The organism is Micromonospora coriariae (assembly GCF_900091455.1).
Lineage (GTDB): Bacteria > Actinomycetota > Actinomycetes > Mycobacteriales > Micromonosporaceae > Micromonospora > Micromonospora coriariae.
This window is the reverse complement of the sequence record NZ_LT607412.1, coordinates 2,798,693-2,815,517: the sequence shown is the minus strand read 5'-3', so window position 1 is coordinate 2,815,517 and position 16,825 is coordinate 2,798,693. Positions and strand designations below refer to the sequence as shown.

Here is a 16,825-nt window from a genome sequence, read left to right as displayed (position 1 = left end):
GAGGTGGCGGTCCTGGTCCGGACCTTCGCCGGTCGGGTCCTGAAGGCGGGGTCGTGGGGTCACAATGTTTCACGTGAATCATGAGCCGGGCGCCGAGATCCACCACACCGACCCGTTCGCGGTGCCGGCCGGGCAACGGTCACCGGTCCGCCGGCTGCGTGGTCGGCTCGCCGCGCCGGTGACCCTCTGGACCGCGCCGGGCCCGGCCGGGCTGACCGTCTCGTCCACCCTGGTCGCCGAGGGGGAGCCGGACCGGCTGATCGGGCTGATCGACGCGGAGTCCGATCTGTGGGCGGCGATCGAGGCGGCGGGCCGGTTCGCTGTCGCGCCGCTCGGCCCGCCGCACCGGCAGCTCGCCGACCGGTTCGCCGGTCTCTTCCCCGCCCCGGGTGGGCTCTTCGCCAGCGGGACGTGGACCGACACCCCGTACGGGCCGGTCCCGACGGACGCCGGCGGATGGGTCGGCTGCCGACTGGACACCGCCCGGGAGTACGGCTGGGCGCTGCTGGTGGAGGCCACGATCGAGGCGGTCGACCTGGCCGAGGAGGCCAGCCCGCTGCTGCACTACCGCGGTCGCTACCACGAGCTGCCCGGCTGAACGCGGGTTCCGGGCGGCCGTCGCGCCGGCCGACCGGTCACCGGAGTGACCTGAGTCACTCGGCGCAGCCAGCCGACCGCTCGGCGCACTCGTCGACCGGCGTCGATCGCGGCCTTCCCCGGCGGGGAGCGCGCTCTTTACGGTGCGCGAAACTCCTCCAACGCCTGTGAAGGTGGTGATCCACAGATGTCCACGGACACACCCGCGCCGACCGCTTCCCAGCCGGACAGATACCTGGCCGTACAACGGTCGGACGAGTTCGCCGGGCTGCGGCGCGCGCTGCGCGGCTTCGTCTTCCCGATGACCGTCGCGTTCTTCCTGTGGTATGCGCTCTACGTCATTCTCTCCGCGTACGCCCGGGACTTCATGGGCACGAAGCTGTTCGGCAGCAACATCAACGTCGCGCTGGTCTTCGGCCTGCTCCAGTTCGTCTCCACGTTCGTGATCGCCTGGCTCTACTCCCGGTACGCGGACCGGAAGATCGACCCGGTCGCCGACCGGATCCGTGCCGAGATCGGGGAGGTGACCCATGAAGACGGTCCTCGCGGCTAACCCGCTCCTGGCGGCTGAGGCGGGCAGCCACACCGCCCGCAACCTGACCATCACGCTCTTCCTGGTCTTCGTGGCCGTGACCCTGGCCATCACCGTCTGGGCCAGCCGGCAGACCAAGACCGCGACCGACTTCTACGCGGGCGGCCGGTCCTTCTCCGGCTTCCAGAACGGCATGGCGATCGGTGGCGACTACATGTCGGCCGCCTCGTTCCTCGGCATCGCCGGCATCATCGCGCTCTACGGCTACGACGGCTTCCTCTACTCCATCGGCTTCCTGGTCGCCTGGCTGGTCGCCCTGCTGCTGGTCGCGGAGCTGCTGCGCAACTCCGGCCGGTACACGATGGCCGACGTCCTGGCGTTCCGGATGCGCCAGCGTCCGGTGCGTACGGCGGCGGCGGTCTCCACCATCACGGTGTCGATCTTCTACCTGCTGGCCCAGATGGTCGGCGCCGGCGCCCTGGTGGCGCTGCTGCTGGGGATCAGGCCGGGGACCACCTTCCTCGGCATGGACGCGGACGCCGCGAAGATCGCCACCATCATCATGGTCGGCGCCCTCATGATCATCTACGTCACCGTGGGCGGCATGAAGGGCACCACCTACGTGCAGATCGTCAAGGCGTTCCTGCTGATGAGCGGCGCGATCGTCATGACGCTGCTGGTGCTCGCCAAGTACAAGTTCAACCTCTCGTCGCTGCTCGGCGACGCCGCGGACGCCTCCGGCAAGGGAGCCGCCTTCCTGGAACCCGGGCTTCGCTACGGGGTGGAGACACCCGGTGACGCGCTGAAGACCTTCTACAGCAAGATGGACCTGCTCTCGCTCGGCATCGCCCTGGTGCTCGGCACCGCCGGCCTTCCGCACATCCTGATCCGCTTCTACACGGTGCCGACCGCGAAGGCGGCCCGTAAGAGCGTGCTCTGGGCGATCGGCATCATCGGCACCTTCTACCTGCTCACCCTGGCCCTGGGCTTCGGCGCCGCGGCACTGGTCGGCAGCGAGGCGATCACCGCACAGGACAAGGCGGGCAACACGGCAGCGCCACAGCTGGCCGAGGCGCTCGGCATCGACTTCCTCGGCGGCGACGTGGGTGGGGCGGCTCTGCTGGCGATCATCGCGGCGGTCGCCTTCGCCACGATCCTGGCGGTGGTCGCCGGGTTGACCCTGGCCTCCTCGTCCAGCCTGGCGCACGACTTCTACGCGAACGTCATGAAGAAGGGTGAGGCGTCGGAGCGCCAGGAGGTACGGGTCGCCCGGATCTCCGCCCTGGTGATCGGCGCCGTCTCGATCGCCTTGTCGATCTTCGCGCAGAACCTGAACGTGGCGTTCCTGGTGGCGCTGGCGTTCGCGGTGGCCGCCTCGGGCAACCTGCCGGCGATCCTCTACAGCCTGTTCTGGCGGCGGTTCAACACCTCCGGCGCGGTGTGGGCGATCTACGGTGGTCTGCTCTCGGCCGTACTGCTGGTGTTCTTCTCGCCGGTGGTCTCCGGGGCGGCGACGTCGATGTTCCCGGATCACGACTGGCAGTGGTTCCCGCTGTCCAACCCGGGCATCCTCTCCATTCCGTTCGGTTTCCTGTGCGGCTGGATCGGCACCCTCCTTTCCAAGGAGCACGACGAGGACAAGTACGCGGAGCTGGAGGTCCGCGCCCTGACCGGCGCCGGTGCCCACTGACCGCGGCACTTTGTTGAGAAGGGCCTCCTGTGGAACGCCGGGCGTCAACAGGGGGCCCTTCCGCAATTCCGGGGGTCGGTAGGCTGATCGGTATGAAGGTTGCTGAGCGCTACGGTTCCGGTCACCGCATTCTCGTCACCGGCGGCGCCGGTTTCGTCCCGTCGCACCTGGTGGACGCCCTGATCGCGCGGGGTTGCACGGTGGTGGCGCTGGACAACTTCGTCACCGGGTCGAAGGAGAACGTCGCCCACCTGCTGGACCGGCCGACCTTCACCCTGGTCGAGGCGGACATCTCCGAGGGTCTGCCGACGCACCACCCGGCGCTGGCCGAGCGGTTCGACGCGATCCTGCACATGGCCTCGCCGGCCAGCCCCACCGATTTCGCCCACCTGCCGGTGGAGATCCTGCGGGTCGGCTCGGTGGGCACCCTGCACCTGCTGGACCGCGCGGTCGCCGACGGCGCCCGGTTCCTGATGGCCTCCACCTCCGAGGCGTACGGGGACCCGAAGGAGCACCCGCAGCGCGAGACCTACTGGGGCAACGTCAACCCGATCGGGGTACGCAGCGTCTACGACGAGGCGAAGCGCTTCTCCGAGGCGGCCACCATGGCGTACCACCGGCACCGCGGGCTCGACGCGGCGATCGTCCGGATCTTCAACACGTACGGCCCGCGGATGCGCCCCGACGACGGCCGGGCCATCCCGACCTTCATCTCCCAGGCGCTGCGCGGCGAGCCGCTCACCGTGCACGGCACCGGCAACCAGACCAGGTCCATCTGTTTCGTCGAGGACCTGGTGCGAGGCATCCTGCTGCTGCTCGACTCGACCGAGACCGGTCCGATCAACTGCGGCACCGAGCATGAGCTCACCATGCGGCAACTGGCTGAGTTGATCGTGTCGCTCTCCGACAGCAGCTCGGAAGTGACGTACATCACTCGAAGCTCGGATGACCCGGAGATGCGCCGCCCGGACCTGACCCTCGCCCGCGAACTGCTCGGATACGAGCCGACCGTGGCGCCCGAAGACGGCCTGCGACGCACGATCGAGCACTTCCGGGCGCGGCTAGGGTAACCGGCCGGCGACGCACGACAGCTGGCTGAGTGTCGCCTGAGGGCGGTAGTGGCTCGTCCTACGTACCCTGAGTTACATGTCAGCGACCTCGTCTGCCGGCGTTCCGCACCCGTACCTGCACCGCAGCGCCGGGCGCGCCTCCGTGCCCGGCCCCGACCGGGGCGCCTCCGGACGTACCCGGCCGAGCGAGGCACGCTGGTATCCGTCGCCCGACGAGGAGCGGCCCCGGCCGGGCGGCCCGGAGGGGCCGCGTGGGCCCGGAGGACCAGGTGGAACGGGTGGTGCCGGCGGGCCGGACCGGCGCGGCCCACGGCCACGCTGGGGTCGGATCGGCCTGGTGGCCGGGATCGCCGTGCTGGTGCTGGCCCTGCTCGGCGGCATCGGCGCGTGGCTGTACGCGCGCAACCTCGACGGCGACCTGGCCCGGACCGACCCGTTCGCGGAGATCACCGGTGGCCGACCGGTCAAGACCGTCGACGGCGCGCTGAACATCCTGCTGGTGGGCAGCGACTCTCGGGACCCGGACGCGCCGGTCGACACGAAGAGCCAGTGGCGCGCCGACACGATCATCGTGATGCACATTCCGGCCGACCACCAGGAGGCGTACCTGGTCTCCATCCCTCGTGACCTCTACGTGCCGATCCCGGAGAGCGCCGGCGCGGACTGCGGCTCCGGCCAGCGCGCGAAGATCAATGCGGCGTTCGCGTTCGGCGGGCTGCCGCTCGCGGTCCGCACCGTGGAGTGCTTCACCGACGTCCGGATCGACCACGTGATGGCGATCGACTTCGCCGGCTTCAAGCAGGTCACCGACGCCCTCGGCGGCGTCGACCTGAAGGTGGAGCGGACCGTCACCTCGATCCACAAGCCGTACCGGACGTTCACCAAGGGCACCAACCACATGGATGGCGCGGAGGCGTTGGACTGGATCCGCCAGCGCAAGCAGTTCCCGGACGGGGACTTCGCCCGGATGCGGCACCAGCAGGAGTTCCTCCGGGCGCTGCTGGACAAGGCGGCGAGCACGGGCACGCTGGCGAACCCGAAGAAGCTCCACGACTTCCTCCAGTCGGTGACCGCCGCCGCCACCGTCGACGAGGGCTTCTCGGTGACGGACATGGCGCTGCAGTTCCGCAACCTGCGCGGCCAGAACCTCACCTTCGTGACCAGCCCGAACTCGGGCAGCGACACGATCAACGGCGAGTCGGTGGTGGTCTCCGACCGGGAGAAGGCGCTGGCGATGTACCGGGCCATGTCGGCGGACACCATGGCGGACTGGGTCAAGGCCAACCAGCCCAAGGGCACCGAGGGCGGCTGATCCGCAGGACGACCGGCAGCGGCCCGTTCGGGTCATCAGGTGTCGACGACCGACCGACCTCAGCGAAATCGGCGTCCGGATTGACCCGGGATGAACTCGCCAAGTCGAATCGATGTACGTACAGTGGTGCCGCCCCCCTCCTGATCACGAGCTGGAGCACGCATGCCGGTTCAGGCCAGCCGTCGCCCTTCGTCTACCGGGTCCGCCGCCCCCAGCGGCCGGATCGCCTCGTCCATTCCGATGCAGCCGGGCCGCGCGGGCGGCGGTCCGGGTGGTCGCCCGCCCGGCGGCGGTGGCCGCTCCGGAGGCGGGCCGGCGAAGAAGCGCCCGAAGCGCAGGGATCCGCTCTGGGCTCGGCTGACGGTGATCTTCGGTGCCGTGCTGATGCTCAGCAGCGGAGTGGGCATCGTCGGTAGCAAGGTGCTGATCAGCCAGGCGACCGGGGACATCGCCCAGCGGAACCTGCTCGGTGACGCGGGTAAGTCCGACGCCGAGGGCGGCGCGAGCCTGGACGGTCCGATCGACATGCTGCTGCTCGGCGTGGACGCGCGGGAGCGCTGGGCCGCGGACAACGTCCGGTCGGACAGCATCATCATCCTGCACATCCCGGCCTCCCACGACCAGGCGTACCTGATCTCCATCCCCCGGGACACCGAGGCACAGATCCCGGCGTTCCCGAAGAGCGGGTTCGGCGGTGACACCGACAAGATCAATGCCGCTTTCCAGGCCGGCGCCCGCAACGGTGGCGGCTGGGAGGGCGGGGCTCAGTTGATGGCGCAGACGATCAAGCGGCTCACCGGAGTCAGCTTCGACGGTGCGGCGATCATCAACTTCGGTGGCTTCAAGAACGTCATCGACACCCTCGGCACCGTGAAGATCTGCGTGAGCCACGAGGTCAAGTCGAAGCACATGTCGTTCGTCGACGGCGAGCCGATGTGGAACGCCGACGCCAAGAAGACCGGCAAGCAGATGACTCCGGTGGTGCACAAGAAGGGCTGCCAGGAGATGGAGGGCTGGGCGGCCCTGGACTACGCCCGGCAACGCTACGGGCTCCCCGGTGGTGACTACGACCGCCAGCAGAATCAGCAGCAGCTGATCAAGGCGATGGCCCGCAAGGCCACCGACGGCGGCGCGCTGACCAACCCGGCGAAGCTCCAGCAGCTGACCAAGGCGGCCGGCAAGGCGCTGGTGCTGGACACCGGCGGCGTGGCGATCGAGAAGTTCATCTTCACCATGCGCGGGGTGACCTCGAGGGACCTGACCATGCTCAAGACCAACAACGGCACGTTCAACGGGAACGGCAATCAGCGCGAGACGTTGAACGAGGAGACCATGGAGATGTTCCGGGCGATGAAGCAGGACAAGCTGGGCGAATTTGTCTTCGCCCACCCGGAGATGATCTCAAGCCGGAAGTGACGCAGGCGGCAGCCGACCGGAAGTCCCGGAAAGCCGGCGACCGCCCCGTCACCGCCCGTAGCCTGACGTGAGCAGGTTTCACGTATCGGCTGCGGGGAGGCGGTCACGTCCAGGTCGGGACGGAACGCAGCGGACCGGGCCGCCGAGGCCGGAGCCGCCCGTCCGCGCCGCGCCCGTGGGTCACGGATCCTGCTCGGCATCGGCCTGGCCCTCGTCCTGCTGGCCGGGCTCGCCGTGGTCGGGCTCAAGACGCTCAGCCACAGGTACGACCGCGCGGTGGCCAAGGAGATCCTGCTCGACCTCGACGCCCGCACCGACCGGACGGACCTGGACGGGCCGCTCAACTACCTGCTGGTCGGCTCCGACCGCCGCCCCGGCGGCAGCGGGCCGGACCAACGCTCGGACACCATCCTCATCGTGCACGTGCCCGCTGGGCGCCGGGAGGCGTACCTGGTCTCCATCCCGCGTGACCTGCTGGTCGCCATCCCGCCGACAAACGGCTTCCCCGGCGGCCAGGACAAGATCAATGCGGCGTACGAGCACGGCGGCGGCGGGCAGGCCGGCACCCGGTTGCTCTCCGCCACTCTGGCCCGACTCACCGGGATCCGGTTCGACGGTGCCGCGCTCATCGACTTCTCCGGCTTCCGGAAGGTGATCGACCTGCTCGGTGGGGTGCGGATGTGCGTGGACACCGAGGTCCGCTCCATCCACACCAACCGGGTCTTCCCCACCGGCTGTCGGCAGATGGATGGCGCGGAGGCACTGGACTACGTACGGCAGCGCTACGACCTGCCCGGCGGCGACTACGACCGGCAGCACCACCAGCAGCAACTGCTCAAGGCGATGCTGGACCGGGCTGGCCAGGCGGATCTGCGCAGCAACCCGGTCAAGCTGGACCAGGTGCTCCGGGCGGTCGGCGGTTCGTTGACCGTCGACACCAACGGCGTACCCCTGGAGGACCTGCTCCTCGCGCTGCGCGCGCTGCCGGCCGACGGGTTGCGGGGTGTCCAGGTGCCCTCGTCCCCGCAGACCATCGGCGAGGTCTCGTACGTGGTGCTGGACAACGGCGGCAACGGGCTCTTCGAGGCCGTACGCGGCACCAGGGTGCCGGCCTGGGCTCAGGCCAACCCACGGTGGGTGACCCGGTTGTGATGGTGCCGACGGCCGGGTCGATGCCGAACCGGCCGATGAGGATCTAGTGTTGGTACCTGTGTTCGGACCCCAGGTTCCCACCGTGCCCGTGACCGAGATCGCCGACGACACCTACCTGCTGGATGTGCGGGAAGACGACGAGTGGGCGGCCGGCCACGCTCCCGGCGCCCACCACCTGCCGATGATGGAACTGCCGGCGCGGCTGGCCGAGGTGCCGACCGACCGGGACGTGGCGGTCATCTGCCGCTCCGGCGGGCGCTCCGCCCAGGTCGTCGCCTACCTGGTCAACAACGGCTGGGAGCAGGTACGCAACGCCGACGGCGGGATGCGCCAGTGGGCCGCCGTCGGCCGCCCGGTGGTCGACGCCAACGGGCAGCCCGGCCAGGTCATCTGAAGGCGGCCGGGATGGGCGGGCCTCTGGTCTTCGCGCACCGCGGCGCCTCGTACGACCTTCCGGAACACACCCTCGCCGCCTACCTGCGTGCCCTCGACGAGGGCGCCGACGGCCTGGAGTGCGACGTCCGGCTGACCCGGGACGGGCATCTGGTCTGCGTGCACGACCGCCGACTGGACCGCACCAGCAACGGTCGCGGCCTGGTCAGCGCGCGTACGCTCGCCGAGCTGGAGACGCTGGACTTCGGCTCCTGGCACCCCGGCAGCGCGCCGAGCGGTGACGTGCCGCCCGACGAGTCACACACCCGGCTGCTGACCCTGGCCCGGCTGCTGGACGCGGTGCTGGCCGCCGGCCGCCCGGTCCGGCTGCTGGTGGAGACGAAGCACCCGTCCCGTTACGGTTCGAACGTGGAGCGGCGGCTGGTCGCCCTGCTGCGCCGGTACGGGCTGGCCGACCCGGCGCCGGACGACCCGGTCCAGGTCACCGTCATGTCGTTCTCCCCGCTGGCGGTCCGACGGGTGCACGAGCTGGCCCCGACGCTGCCCACTGTGCTGTTGCTGGAGGTGCTGCCGCCCTGGCTCCGCCTGGGGCGGCTGCCGTTCGGCACGCGCATCGCCGGGCCGGGCATCGGCCTGGTCCGGTCTCGCCCGCAACTGCTGCCCGCGCTGCGTGCGTCCGGCAACGAGGTGTACGTCTGGACGGTCAACGACCCGGCGGATCTGGAGCTGGTCCTGGCCGCCGGGGTGGACGGGATCATCACCGATCGCCCGGCACACGCCCTGGCCCGGCTGGACCGCTGACCGGCACCTACCGGGCAGGGGTGCCGAAATTCGCGTCGGCGGGGCAGACTCGGCACATGCCGGAGCGTATTGACTTCCCCGCTCTCATCGCCGGCCACACCGTCGTGATCGAGATGATCAACTCTGGCGACGCCGGCCTGCCGGTCCTCACCCAGCTGCTACGGGTGGCCCAGCCCGCCCTCGGCGCGGCCGGCATGGCGTTCGCCGAGTTCGGCCCGACCGGTGGTCGGGTGATCGCCGCGACGGGGGCGGCGGAGTGGATCCTCGGCCGCCCGCTGGCGGCCGACGATCCGGACACTGTCTGCCTACTTTCGGGCCCCCGGGTTCGCCAGGCCCGGGTCGCCGACCTCAGCGGCAAGCTCGCCGACGAACTGGCCGGCTGCGGCCTGCGCCGGATGGCGGTCTCCCGGGCCGAGATCGGCGGTCACACCGTCGGCAGCCTGCACGCGCTCTACCAGGTCGACGAGGAGCCGAGCGCCGAGCAGCAGGGGGTCGTCGCCTACCTCGCCTCCTGCATCGCGCACATGTACGGCGACCAGACCGGGCTGCCAGTGCACGGCGACGGACCGGTGGTGGCGGCGCTCGCCGACGGGCTGGCCGTGGTCGACCGGGACGGGCACGTCCGACTCTGGAACCCGGCCGCCGCCCAGGTCACCGGCCGGACGGCCGAGCAGGCTCTGAGCCAACCGCTGCCGTTCCCGCTGCCGCCGTCCGGTCAGGTCCGCGACCACCGTCTGCCGGACGGGCGCTGGCTGCGGATCACCTCCGGGGAACTGCCCGGCCCGGGCACGCTGCGGGTGGTCACCTTCCGCGACATCACCGACCAGCAGCGTCGGGACCACGACCGCGAGCTGTTCGTCGCGGTGACCAGCCATGAGCTACGCACCCCGGTCACCGTGATCAAGGGGTACGCGGACACCCTCACCGACCACTGGGATTCGCTTGTCGAGTCCGACCGGCGGCAGGCCGCCCGGGTGATCGGGCAGCGCGCCAACGAGCTGGCGCGGCTGGTCGACCGACTGCTCTCCTCGACTGCCGAGGCGGGGCCGGGGGACGACCCGCCCACCCCGTTCGACCTCGGCGAGGCGCTGCGCTCCGCGGTCGTCGACCTGCCGGCGGAGCTGCGCCGCCGACTGGTGCTCCGCCTCCCGGCGGACCTACCCAAGGCACTCGGCCACCGGCCCAGCCTGGTCACCGTGCTGACCGAGCTGACGACCAACGCCGGCAAGTACTCGGCGCCGCATGCGCCGATCGAGATCACCGCCGCGGTCGACGGTCAGCTGGTGGCCTTCCGGGTCAGCGACCGGGGCATCGGCATCCGCCCGGAGCACGTGGAGCGGGCGTTCGACCGGTTCTGGCAGGGCGAATCCGGCGACCGGCGCGGCTACCCGGGCGCAGGGCTCGGTCTCTATCTCGTCCGCCGGATCGTTGAACAGCAGAATGGATGGGTATCCCTACGTCCGAGGGCCGGCGGCGGTACGGTCGCAGAGGTGCGGCTGCCCCGCGGTTGACCGGCGGTGGCGCGACGTGGAGGCAACGGTGGCAGCGAAGGAACGGGCATGGTGCGTGGTGGTCCCCCACCATCCCACCGGAGCGCGGCTGGCCCGGCACCGGCTCGCCGACGACCTGGCGGACGTCGTACCCCCGACGCTCCTCGCGGACCTGATCGCGGTGCTCGCCGAGCTGGTGGGCAACGCGGTGCGGCACGCCCGACCGCTGCCCGGCGGCGTGGTCCGGGTGGCCTGGCGGTTGCGGCCCTCGGTCGACGGGCCGCGGATCCAGTTGCGGGTGACCGATGGCGGCGCGAGCACCGGGCCACGGATCCGGACGGCCAACCCCGACGCGGCGGATGGCCGAGGCCTGCACATCGTGGCCGGTCTGGCCACCCGGTGGGGCGTCGAGCGGGACGGTCTGGGCCAGCGCGTCTGGGCGGAGTTCGATCCTGCCCCGGCGCCCCGGCCCGACCTGGTGCCGGCAGGCTGAGCGACGTCTCGGAGCGGGTCCCGCCCACGACGAGCCGGTCGGGCCTCTAGGCTGTGACGCCGTGAGCAAGCGTCGAAAGAACCAGCGTGCCGCCGCGGACACCGCCCCCCGTCGGGACAAGGTGCGGGACATCTTCGTGCCCCGACCGTTCGAGGGGCTGGTCGACGAACCCGAGTGGATCGCGCTGCGCGAGCTGGTGCCCGCCGCGTCCGCGCCGCTGCGGCTGTCGCCCGCCCTTGTCGAGGAGTTCGGGGACCGGCCGGTCACGCTGGCCACGGTGCTGCCGATGGCCGCTCCGGCGATCACCAAGCCGGACGGCCGGGTGCTCATCGGCCTGCAACGTCACCAGCAGTCCGGTGACGTCTCCCGCGACCTGGCCGAGGCGCTGCTCTGCGCGTTGCGGACCGAGCCGGGCGGCCAGGTGGCCGTGCCGCCGCTGCCCGGACCCGGCCCCCGGCTGCAGGACGTCCTGGTGGACGGCCCACTGGAGATCACCATGCACGACGGGTTCGAGTTCTGGCTCGACCCCGGCGCAACGGACGACCCGACCGTGCAGGCGTCGCTTGAGCGGGCGAACGCGGCCATCTACCCGACGGTGCGGCTGACCGCGGCGAAGGCCGCGTACTGGTGCCAGGTCCCGGAGAAGGCGCACGTGCGTTGGGTGCTGCCGGACGAGGAGGACGCCGCGCTCGACGCGCTGGCCCGGCTCGGCGCGGCTGGCACGCTGCCGCTCGGCGAGCAGACCCGGTTCGCCGGCATGTTCCGCGCGCACGGTCGGCTGGTGCCGGTCTGGGACCTGCCGGAGGAGACTCCGGCGACCGACTGGGAGGACCCGGTGGCGCAGTTCGCCAAGCGGTACACCGAGGCACTCGCCGCCAGCGACCCGCTGGACGCCGCCGGACGCCGGGCCCGTCAGGGGCTGCTCGGTCGCCAGCTCACCCTCCGCTGACGTTAGGAAGGGCCCCTTTTTATGCACTAGGCGTTAACAAGGGGCCCTTCCTTCAGCGGGTCGCGGGTGATCGGGCAGGACATGCAGCGCGGGCCGCCCCGCCCCGAGCCCAGCTCCGAGCCGGCGATCGGGATCACCTCGATGCCGGCCCGCTCCAGCTGGGCATTGGTCTCGGTGTTGCGCTCGTAGCCGACGCAGAGCCGCGGTGCCAGGGCCAGCGTGTTGTTGCCGTCGTCCCACTGCTCGCGTTCCGCGGTGACCGGGTCGAGCCCGGTGTCGATGACCCGGAGCTGGTCGAGGTCCATCGCGTCGGCGGCGGCCCGCAGGAAGGGCGCGGGGCCGTCCACCCGCGGGTCCTCGCCGTCCGCGCCGGCGATCACGGTGTACGCGGAGAGCACGCTGGCGACGTTGGGATACATCAGCACGGCGTCCACGTCGACCATCGTGCAGACGGTGTCCAGGTGCATGGTGGCGCGCTCCTGGGCGATCGGCACCACCAGGATCGTGTGGGCCAGCCCGGCAGCGAAGACCTGCCGGCCCAGCCGTTCGGCACCGGCCGGGGTCGTCCGCTCACCCACCCCGACCGCCAGCACCCCGGGGGCGAGCAGCAGCACGTCCCCGCCCTCCAGGTGCTCCAGGTGGGGGCGGTAGACGAACTCGGTGCCGGCGAAGCGCGGATGGTGGCGGTAGATGGCGTCGGTGAGGGTGGTCTCCCGGCGGCGGGCCGGCATGGCCAGGCTTGTGACTCCGACCCGGTCGCCGATCCACAGCGACGAGTCCCGGGTGAAGAGCAGGTTGGGCAGCGGGTCGATGACGAAGTCGTGCCGGTCCATCAGGGTGTAGACCAGGCCGCCCGGCCGTTCCGAGCTGATTCGCAGTTCCTCGTGGGCCAGCCCGGCGGTGAGCACGTCGGCCAGCGCGACCGGGTCCAGGTAGGAGAGGTGGTCGGCGACCCGGGCGCGCAGGGTGTCGCCGAGCCGGCGCGAGCGCAGCACCTGCTCGGTGAGTTCGGCCCGGGCGTCCGCGACGGCCAACGTCTCGGCCAGCAGGGTGGCCAGGTAGAGCACCTCGACGCCGCGCTCGCGCAGCGCGGCGGCGAACGCGTCGTGTTCCTCCTGGGCGCGGCCGACCCAGGGGATCGCGTCGAACAGGAGTGAGTCGTTGTTGCGGGGGGTGAGCCGGGCCAGTTCCGGGCCGGGCCGGTGCAGCAGTACGGTGCCGAGCCGGCCGACTTCGCTGTCGACGTAGTGGGTCACCCCCGCAGCGTAGGGCAGGGTTTGGCGGCATCCGAGAAAAGAACTGTGGATGAATATGGCATTCATCCACAGTCACTCCGGCGTTCCGGCTTGCCGAACACGGGGAGTGTCAACGTAGGGTAGTGGGGACATAACTTCGAGGGACCTTTTGCCGGAGGTCGCGATGACTGTCTTTCCCGCACGACGAGCCGTACCGACCGCCCGGGCACTGCCGCCCGTCGCGGTGCCCCATCCCCGCGTCGAGTCGCCGGGGGTTCTCGCACCGGTCCGTCCGACACCGCTCGAATGGGCCCGCCGTCGTCGGGCCGAGCGGGGCGCCCGGAGGCTGGAGGCGGCCGGAGCACGGGCCCTGGGCCAGCTCGACCATCTCGGGCCGGCCTGGCACGTCATCGAGTGGCCCCGCACCGACGTGGCCGACGTCCTGCTCGACCGTGGTCAGGACGAGCGCGCCGGGTTCCTCGCCATCGGGCCGAGCGGCCTGTTCGCGGTGACCATCGCCGACCACGGGCGGGCCCGTGTGCTCGTCGCGGGGGACGTCGTGCAGATCAACGGCAAGCGACCGCCGTACGTGGCGGAGGCCCGCCGGGACGCCAAGCGGGCCAGCAAGGCCCTCTCCGCCGCGGTGCGGCTGCCTGTGCCGGTGACGCCGGTGCTGACCTTCGTCGGCTCCGGCGTGATCAGCGTCTACGGCCTGCCGAAGGACTGTCTGATGGCCACCCACCGGGAGCTGGACCGGCTCCTCGTGGCCGGCGGCAGCCGGATCAGCCCCGCCACGGCCGAGAAGCTGTCCCGGGTCGCGCAGCACCCGGGCACCTGGCTGAACGGCACGTACCGTCCATCCGCCGACTACCGGTGGTATGACGAGGGCCGAACGGCCGCTGACAAGCCGGCCAACCGCCGGTAACGTCACCGGCGACGCCACGCGGCTCCGGTCCCCGTCCACGCCACCGGCTCCCGCGCCGTCACTGGCCGCCCCGGCTCAGGCAGTGTGGCCGGTGGCGCGGTGCGCTCGGTGGTTCCGTCGGCGACCCGCTAGCGTGGACAGTCCGTCGGTGTACATAGGAGGCTCGGTGGCCCACGTCGAACTCTCGCTCTCGGAAGTGTTCGTGCCGACGGCGCGGGCCTCGACAGAGCCGGAGTCCGACAACTTCGGCCAGTGGTCCTCGACGGTCGGCCGAGCCGACGAGCCGTGCCTGCTGATCGACGCCGAAACCCGGGTGGTGGCGATCTCCGCGGCCGGCTGCGACCTGCTCTGCCTGGGCGAACCGGACGGCCTGATCGGGCGCCCGCTGCTCGACGGCGGGTTGCGCCTGCTGGACTTCACCGCCAACCGCGGCGAGCTGACCGAGGCCGAGATCGACAAGATTCCGCCCCTGCTGGCGCTCTCGTCCGGCCGGCTCGCCCGCGGTCTGCTCCGGGTGCAGGCGGCCTCGGCGGACAGCTCCGACGCGACCGTCGACGCGATCTCCACCCCGGTGCTCGCCGACGGTGCCGTGGCCGGCTCGCTCACCTTCTTCTCCGAGGTCTGACCTGCGACGGAGTGTGTCGTTCGCCGCACGCGGCGATGCTGGGGTGGGTCCGCACCGAGGCCGTAAGGTGCCCTCATGCTCGATATCGCTCTGCTGCCGGGGGAGTACGCCGTGTGCCGGTTGGCCGCCGGCTCCACCCTGCCGGACGCGTTGTCGAGCGGGCTGGGTCGCACCGACGTGGTCACCGTGAGCTGGACGGCCGACGGAATCTCGGTGATCTGCCCGACCGAACGGGCCCCCGCGCAGGCCGTTGTGGAGACCGTCTGGCGCTGCCTGCGCGTCGCCGGCCCGGTGGACGTGGCCGGCACCGACACCCTGGCCGCGCTCGTCGACCCGCTCGCCGAGGCCCGGGTCAGCGTGGTCACGTTCTCCACCTTCGATACCGACTACCTGCTGGTGCCGGCCGTGCGGTTGACCGAGGGCACGGCCGCCCTGGAGCGTGCCGGGCACCGCGTCCTCGGCTGAGCTTCACCCCGCCGGCCGCTCCCCCTACGATGGGCTCGGCCACCCCGGCCGCGACGAGTTCTCCGATGTCCCGAGGATCGGCCCGTGCCGTTCACCCCGCTCCGCCGCGTGTCCACCCCACCGCGGGCGACGACCCACGCCCCACCGGCGACCCACGATCCGGTGGCTGTCCGCGCGCTACCCGCGACCCGGGTCCTGCGAGCGGCGCTCGCTCTCCTCACCGTCGCAGTGCTGACGGGCTGCGGCGCCCCACCCGGGTTGCGGGAACCGTCCGGCGCGCCGACCGGCACCGGAGTCCCGGCGGCACCCGGCCCGACCGGCACCCCGAGCACCGCGCCCGCCACCCCGCCGGTCGGCACCGCCACAGCCACCCCGGACGCCGGGCTGGTCGCGACGGCCTGCCCGAACGGGCCGTCCGGGCAGCGGGTGGTGCAGCTGCTGCGCGGCCGGGGTGGCGTGCTTCCGGAAAACGTCCGGGTCCGGGTCCGCAGCGGGCCCCTCTGCGCCGCCGACTGGCAGTACACCGTGCTGGAGGTGACCGGGCACGAGGAACTCCAGGTCGTCACCCGCGGTCGGGCAGCCGCTCCGGAGCTGGTCACCGCCGGCACCGACGTGTGCACCATCGAGGTACGCGCCACCGGTCCGGTGGGGATCCGGACGCTCGCCTGCGACGCCGGGCCGGTTCTCGGCTCGGGTGCGTAGGCTGGCCGCATGCCAGGAACACCGCCGACGCGCTTCGTCTACCTCGGCCCGGAGGGCACCTTCGCCGAACAGGCGCTGCGCACCGTCCCCGCCGCCGAGCGCGGCAACCGTACGCCCGCTCGCAGCGTCGGTGAGGCGCTGGACAGCGTTCGGGCCGGGGACGCCGACGCCGCGCTGGTGCCGCTGGAGAACTCGATCGGCGGCGCGGTCGGTGTCACTCTCGACGAGATGGCCGAGGGTGAGCCACTGGTGATCACCCGGGAGGTGATCCTGCCTGTGGAGTTCATGCTCGGTGCCCGCCCGGGCACCTCGCTGACCTCGGTCCGCACCGTGGCGGCCCACCCGCAGGCGTCCACCCAGTGCCGGGGCTGGCTGCGCGACCACCTGCCCGACGCGGTGGTGGTCGACGTGCTCTCCAACGGTGCGGCCGCCGCCGGCGCCGGGGCGGGCGAGTACGACGCCGCGATCTGCGCGCCGATCGGGGCGGCTCGGCACCGCCTCGCGGTGCTCGCCGACAAGATCGCCGACCATCCGGACGCGGTGACCCGGTTCGCGCTCGTCTCCCGCCCTGGGCCGCCCCCACCGCCGACCGGCGACGACCTCACCTCGCTCGCGGTCTACATCGCCCACGACCGGGTCGGCGCGCTGCTGTCGGTGCTGATGGAGTTGGCCGTCCGGGGAGTCAACCTGACCCGGATCGAGTCCCGTCCGACCGGCGAGGCGCTGGGCCGGTACGTCTTCTTCCTGGACTGCGCGGGGCACGTGGCCGACGTGCGGATGGGCGAGGCGTTGCAGGGCCTGCGCCGGGTCTGCGCCGACGTCCGCTTCCTGGGCTCGTACCCCCGGCACCGTTGGGCAGAGGCGGCGGGCGAGCGGCCGGTGCCGGCGCCGGCAGGTCTCTCCGATGTCGACTACGCCGACGCGGCGGCCTGGCTGGCCCGGCTGCGCAGGGGCGAACTGAGCTGACCGGAAGCGTCG

General features: G+C 71.7%; 17 protein-coding genes and 1 pseudogene. 17 read left to right on the top strand and 1 reads right to left on the bottom strand.

The genetic code is table 11. The annotated features are described in order from the left end of the window. Nucleotides 1-46 precede the first annotated feature (46 nt). The 12 genes and pseudogenes from GA0070607_RS13205 to GA0070607_RS13150 form a co-directional block, all read left to right on the top strand. Nucleotides 47-598: pseudogene (locus GA0070607_RS13205) on the top strand (flavin reductase family protein); the annotation flags it as partial. A 186-nt stretch (nucleotides 599-784) separates the two neighbouring features. Next, nucleotides 785-1,150: a DUF485 domain-containing protein gene (locus GA0070607_RS13200; protein ID WP_089018483.1), complete on the top strand. Its 366-nt coding sequence runs from the start codon at nucleotides 785-787 to the stop codon at nucleotides 1,148-1,150. After that, nucleotides 1,128-2,819 (top strand): solute symporter family protein, encoded by a 1,692-nt coding sequence (locus GA0070607_RS13195; protein WP_089018482.1) that lies wholly within the window; start codon nucleotides 1,128-1,130, stop codon nucleotides 2,817-2,819. The genes GA0070607_RS13200 and GA0070607_RS13195 overlap by 23 nt, the downstream gene beginning before the upstream one ends. A 92-nt stretch (nucleotides 2,820-2,911) precedes the next feature. Continuing rightward, a complete protein-coding gene (locus tag GA0070607_RS13190) occupies nucleotides 2,912-3,889 on the top strand; it encodes an NAD-dependent epimerase/dehydratase family protein (protein WP_089018481.1) in 978 nt (325 codons plus the stop codon). 76 nt (nucleotides 3,890-3,965) lie between these two features. Next, the gene (locus GA0070607_RS13185) at nucleotides 3,966-5,201 is read left to right on the top strand and encodes an LCP family protein (protein WP_089018480.1); all 1,236 of its coding nucleotides are present in this window, start codon (nucleotides 3,966-3,968) and stop codon (nucleotides 5,199-5,201) included. 240 nt (nucleotides 5,202-5,441) lie between these two features. Beyond that, a complete protein-coding gene (locus GA0070607_RS13180) occupies nucleotides 5,442-6,617 on the top strand; it encodes an LCP family protein (protein WP_231930990.1) in 1,176 nt (391 codons plus the stop codon). A gap of 276 nt (nucleotides 6,618-6,893) precedes the next feature. Further along, entirely contained in the window at nucleotides 6,894-7,769 is an 876-nt protein-coding gene (locus tag GA0070607_RS13175) for an LCP family glycopolymer transferase (RefSeq protein WP_089018478.1), read from the top strand. A gap of 58 nt (nucleotides 7,770-7,827) precedes the next feature. Then, the gene (locus GA0070607_RS13170) at nucleotides 7,828-8,163 is read left to right on the top strand and encodes a rhodanese-like domain-containing protein (protein WP_089018477.1); all 336 of its coding nucleotides are present in this window, start codon (nucleotides 7,828-7,830) and stop codon (nucleotides 8,161-8,163) included. An 11-nt stretch (nucleotides 8,164-8,174) separates the two neighbouring features. Continuing rightward, nucleotides 8,175-8,963, top strand: coding sequence for a glycerophosphodiester phosphodiesterase (locus GA0070607_RS13165; RefSeq protein WP_089018476.1), 789 nt, complete (start codon nucleotides 8,175-8,177; stop codon nucleotides 8,961-8,963). 56 nt (nucleotides 8,964-9,019) lie between these two features. Beyond that, on the top strand, nucleotides 9,020-10,474 hold the full coding sequence (locus GA0070607_RS13160) for a PAS domain-containing sensor histidine kinase (RefSeq protein ID WP_089018475.1): 1,455 nt from the start codon (nucleotides 9,020-9,022) through the stop codon (nucleotides 10,472-10,474). A 55-nt stretch (nucleotides 10,475-10,529) separates the two neighbouring features. Further along, nucleotides 10,530-10,946 (top strand): ATP-binding protein, encoded by a 417-nt coding sequence (locus GA0070607_RS13155; protein ID WP_231931152.1) that lies wholly within the window; start codon nucleotides 10,530-10,532, stop codon nucleotides 10,944-10,946. A 61-nt stretch (nucleotides 10,947-11,007) separates the two neighbouring features. Then, nucleotides 11,008-11,895 (top strand): DUF5926 family protein, encoded by an 888-nt coding sequence (locus tag GA0070607_RS13150; protein ID WP_089018473.1) that lies wholly within the window; start codon nucleotides 11,008-11,010, stop codon nucleotides 11,893-11,895. A 26-nt stretch (nucleotides 11,896-11,921) separates the two neighbouring features. Here GA0070607_RS13150 and GA0070607_RS13145 read toward each other — a convergent pair whose 3' ends face one another. After that, on the bottom strand, nucleotides 11,922-13,151 hold the full coding sequence (locus GA0070607_RS13145; RefSeq protein ID WP_089018472.1) for an arginine deiminase: 1,230 nt from the start codon (nucleotides 13,149-13,151) through the stop codon (nucleotides 11,922-11,924). Nucleotides 13,152-13,314: 163 nt separating this feature from the next. Between GA0070607_RS13145 and GA0070607_RS13140 the strand changes: the two genes are divergently transcribed. From GA0070607_RS13140 to pheA, 5 genes are all read left to right on the top strand, one after another. Then, nucleotides 13,315-14,055: a hypothetical protein gene (locus tag GA0070607_RS13140; RefSeq protein WP_089018471.1), complete on the top strand. Its 741-nt coding sequence runs from the start codon at nucleotides 13,315-13,317 to the stop codon at nucleotides 14,053-14,055. Between the two features lie 166 nt (nucleotides 14,056-14,221). Beyond that, entirely contained in the window at nucleotides 14,222-14,680 is a 459-nt protein-coding gene (locus tag GA0070607_RS13135) for a hypothetical protein (protein ID WP_089018470.1), read from the top strand. A gap of 75 nt (nucleotides 14,681-14,755) precedes the next feature. Continuing rightward, nucleotides 14,756-15,145, top strand: a complete 390-nt coding sequence (locus tag GA0070607_RS13130; RefSeq protein ID WP_089018469.1) for an ACT domain-containing protein — start codon at nucleotides 14,756-14,758, stop codon at nucleotides 15,143-15,145. 162 nt (nucleotides 15,146-15,307) lie between these two features. Beyond that, nucleotides 15,308-15,847: a hypothetical protein gene (locus GA0070607_RS13125; protein ID WP_408630903.1), complete on the top strand. Its 540-nt coding sequence runs from the start codon at nucleotides 15,308-15,310 to the stop codon at nucleotides 15,845-15,847. Nucleotides 15,848-15,856: 9 nt separating this feature from the next. After that, nucleotides 15,857-16,813: a prephenate dehydratase gene (gene pheA / locus GA0070607_RS13120; RefSeq protein ID WP_089018468.1), complete on the top strand. Its 957-nt coding sequence runs from the start codon at nucleotides 15,857-15,859 to the stop codon at nucleotides 16,811-16,813. The last annotated feature ends 12 nt before the right edge of the window (nucleotides 16,814-16,825 follow it).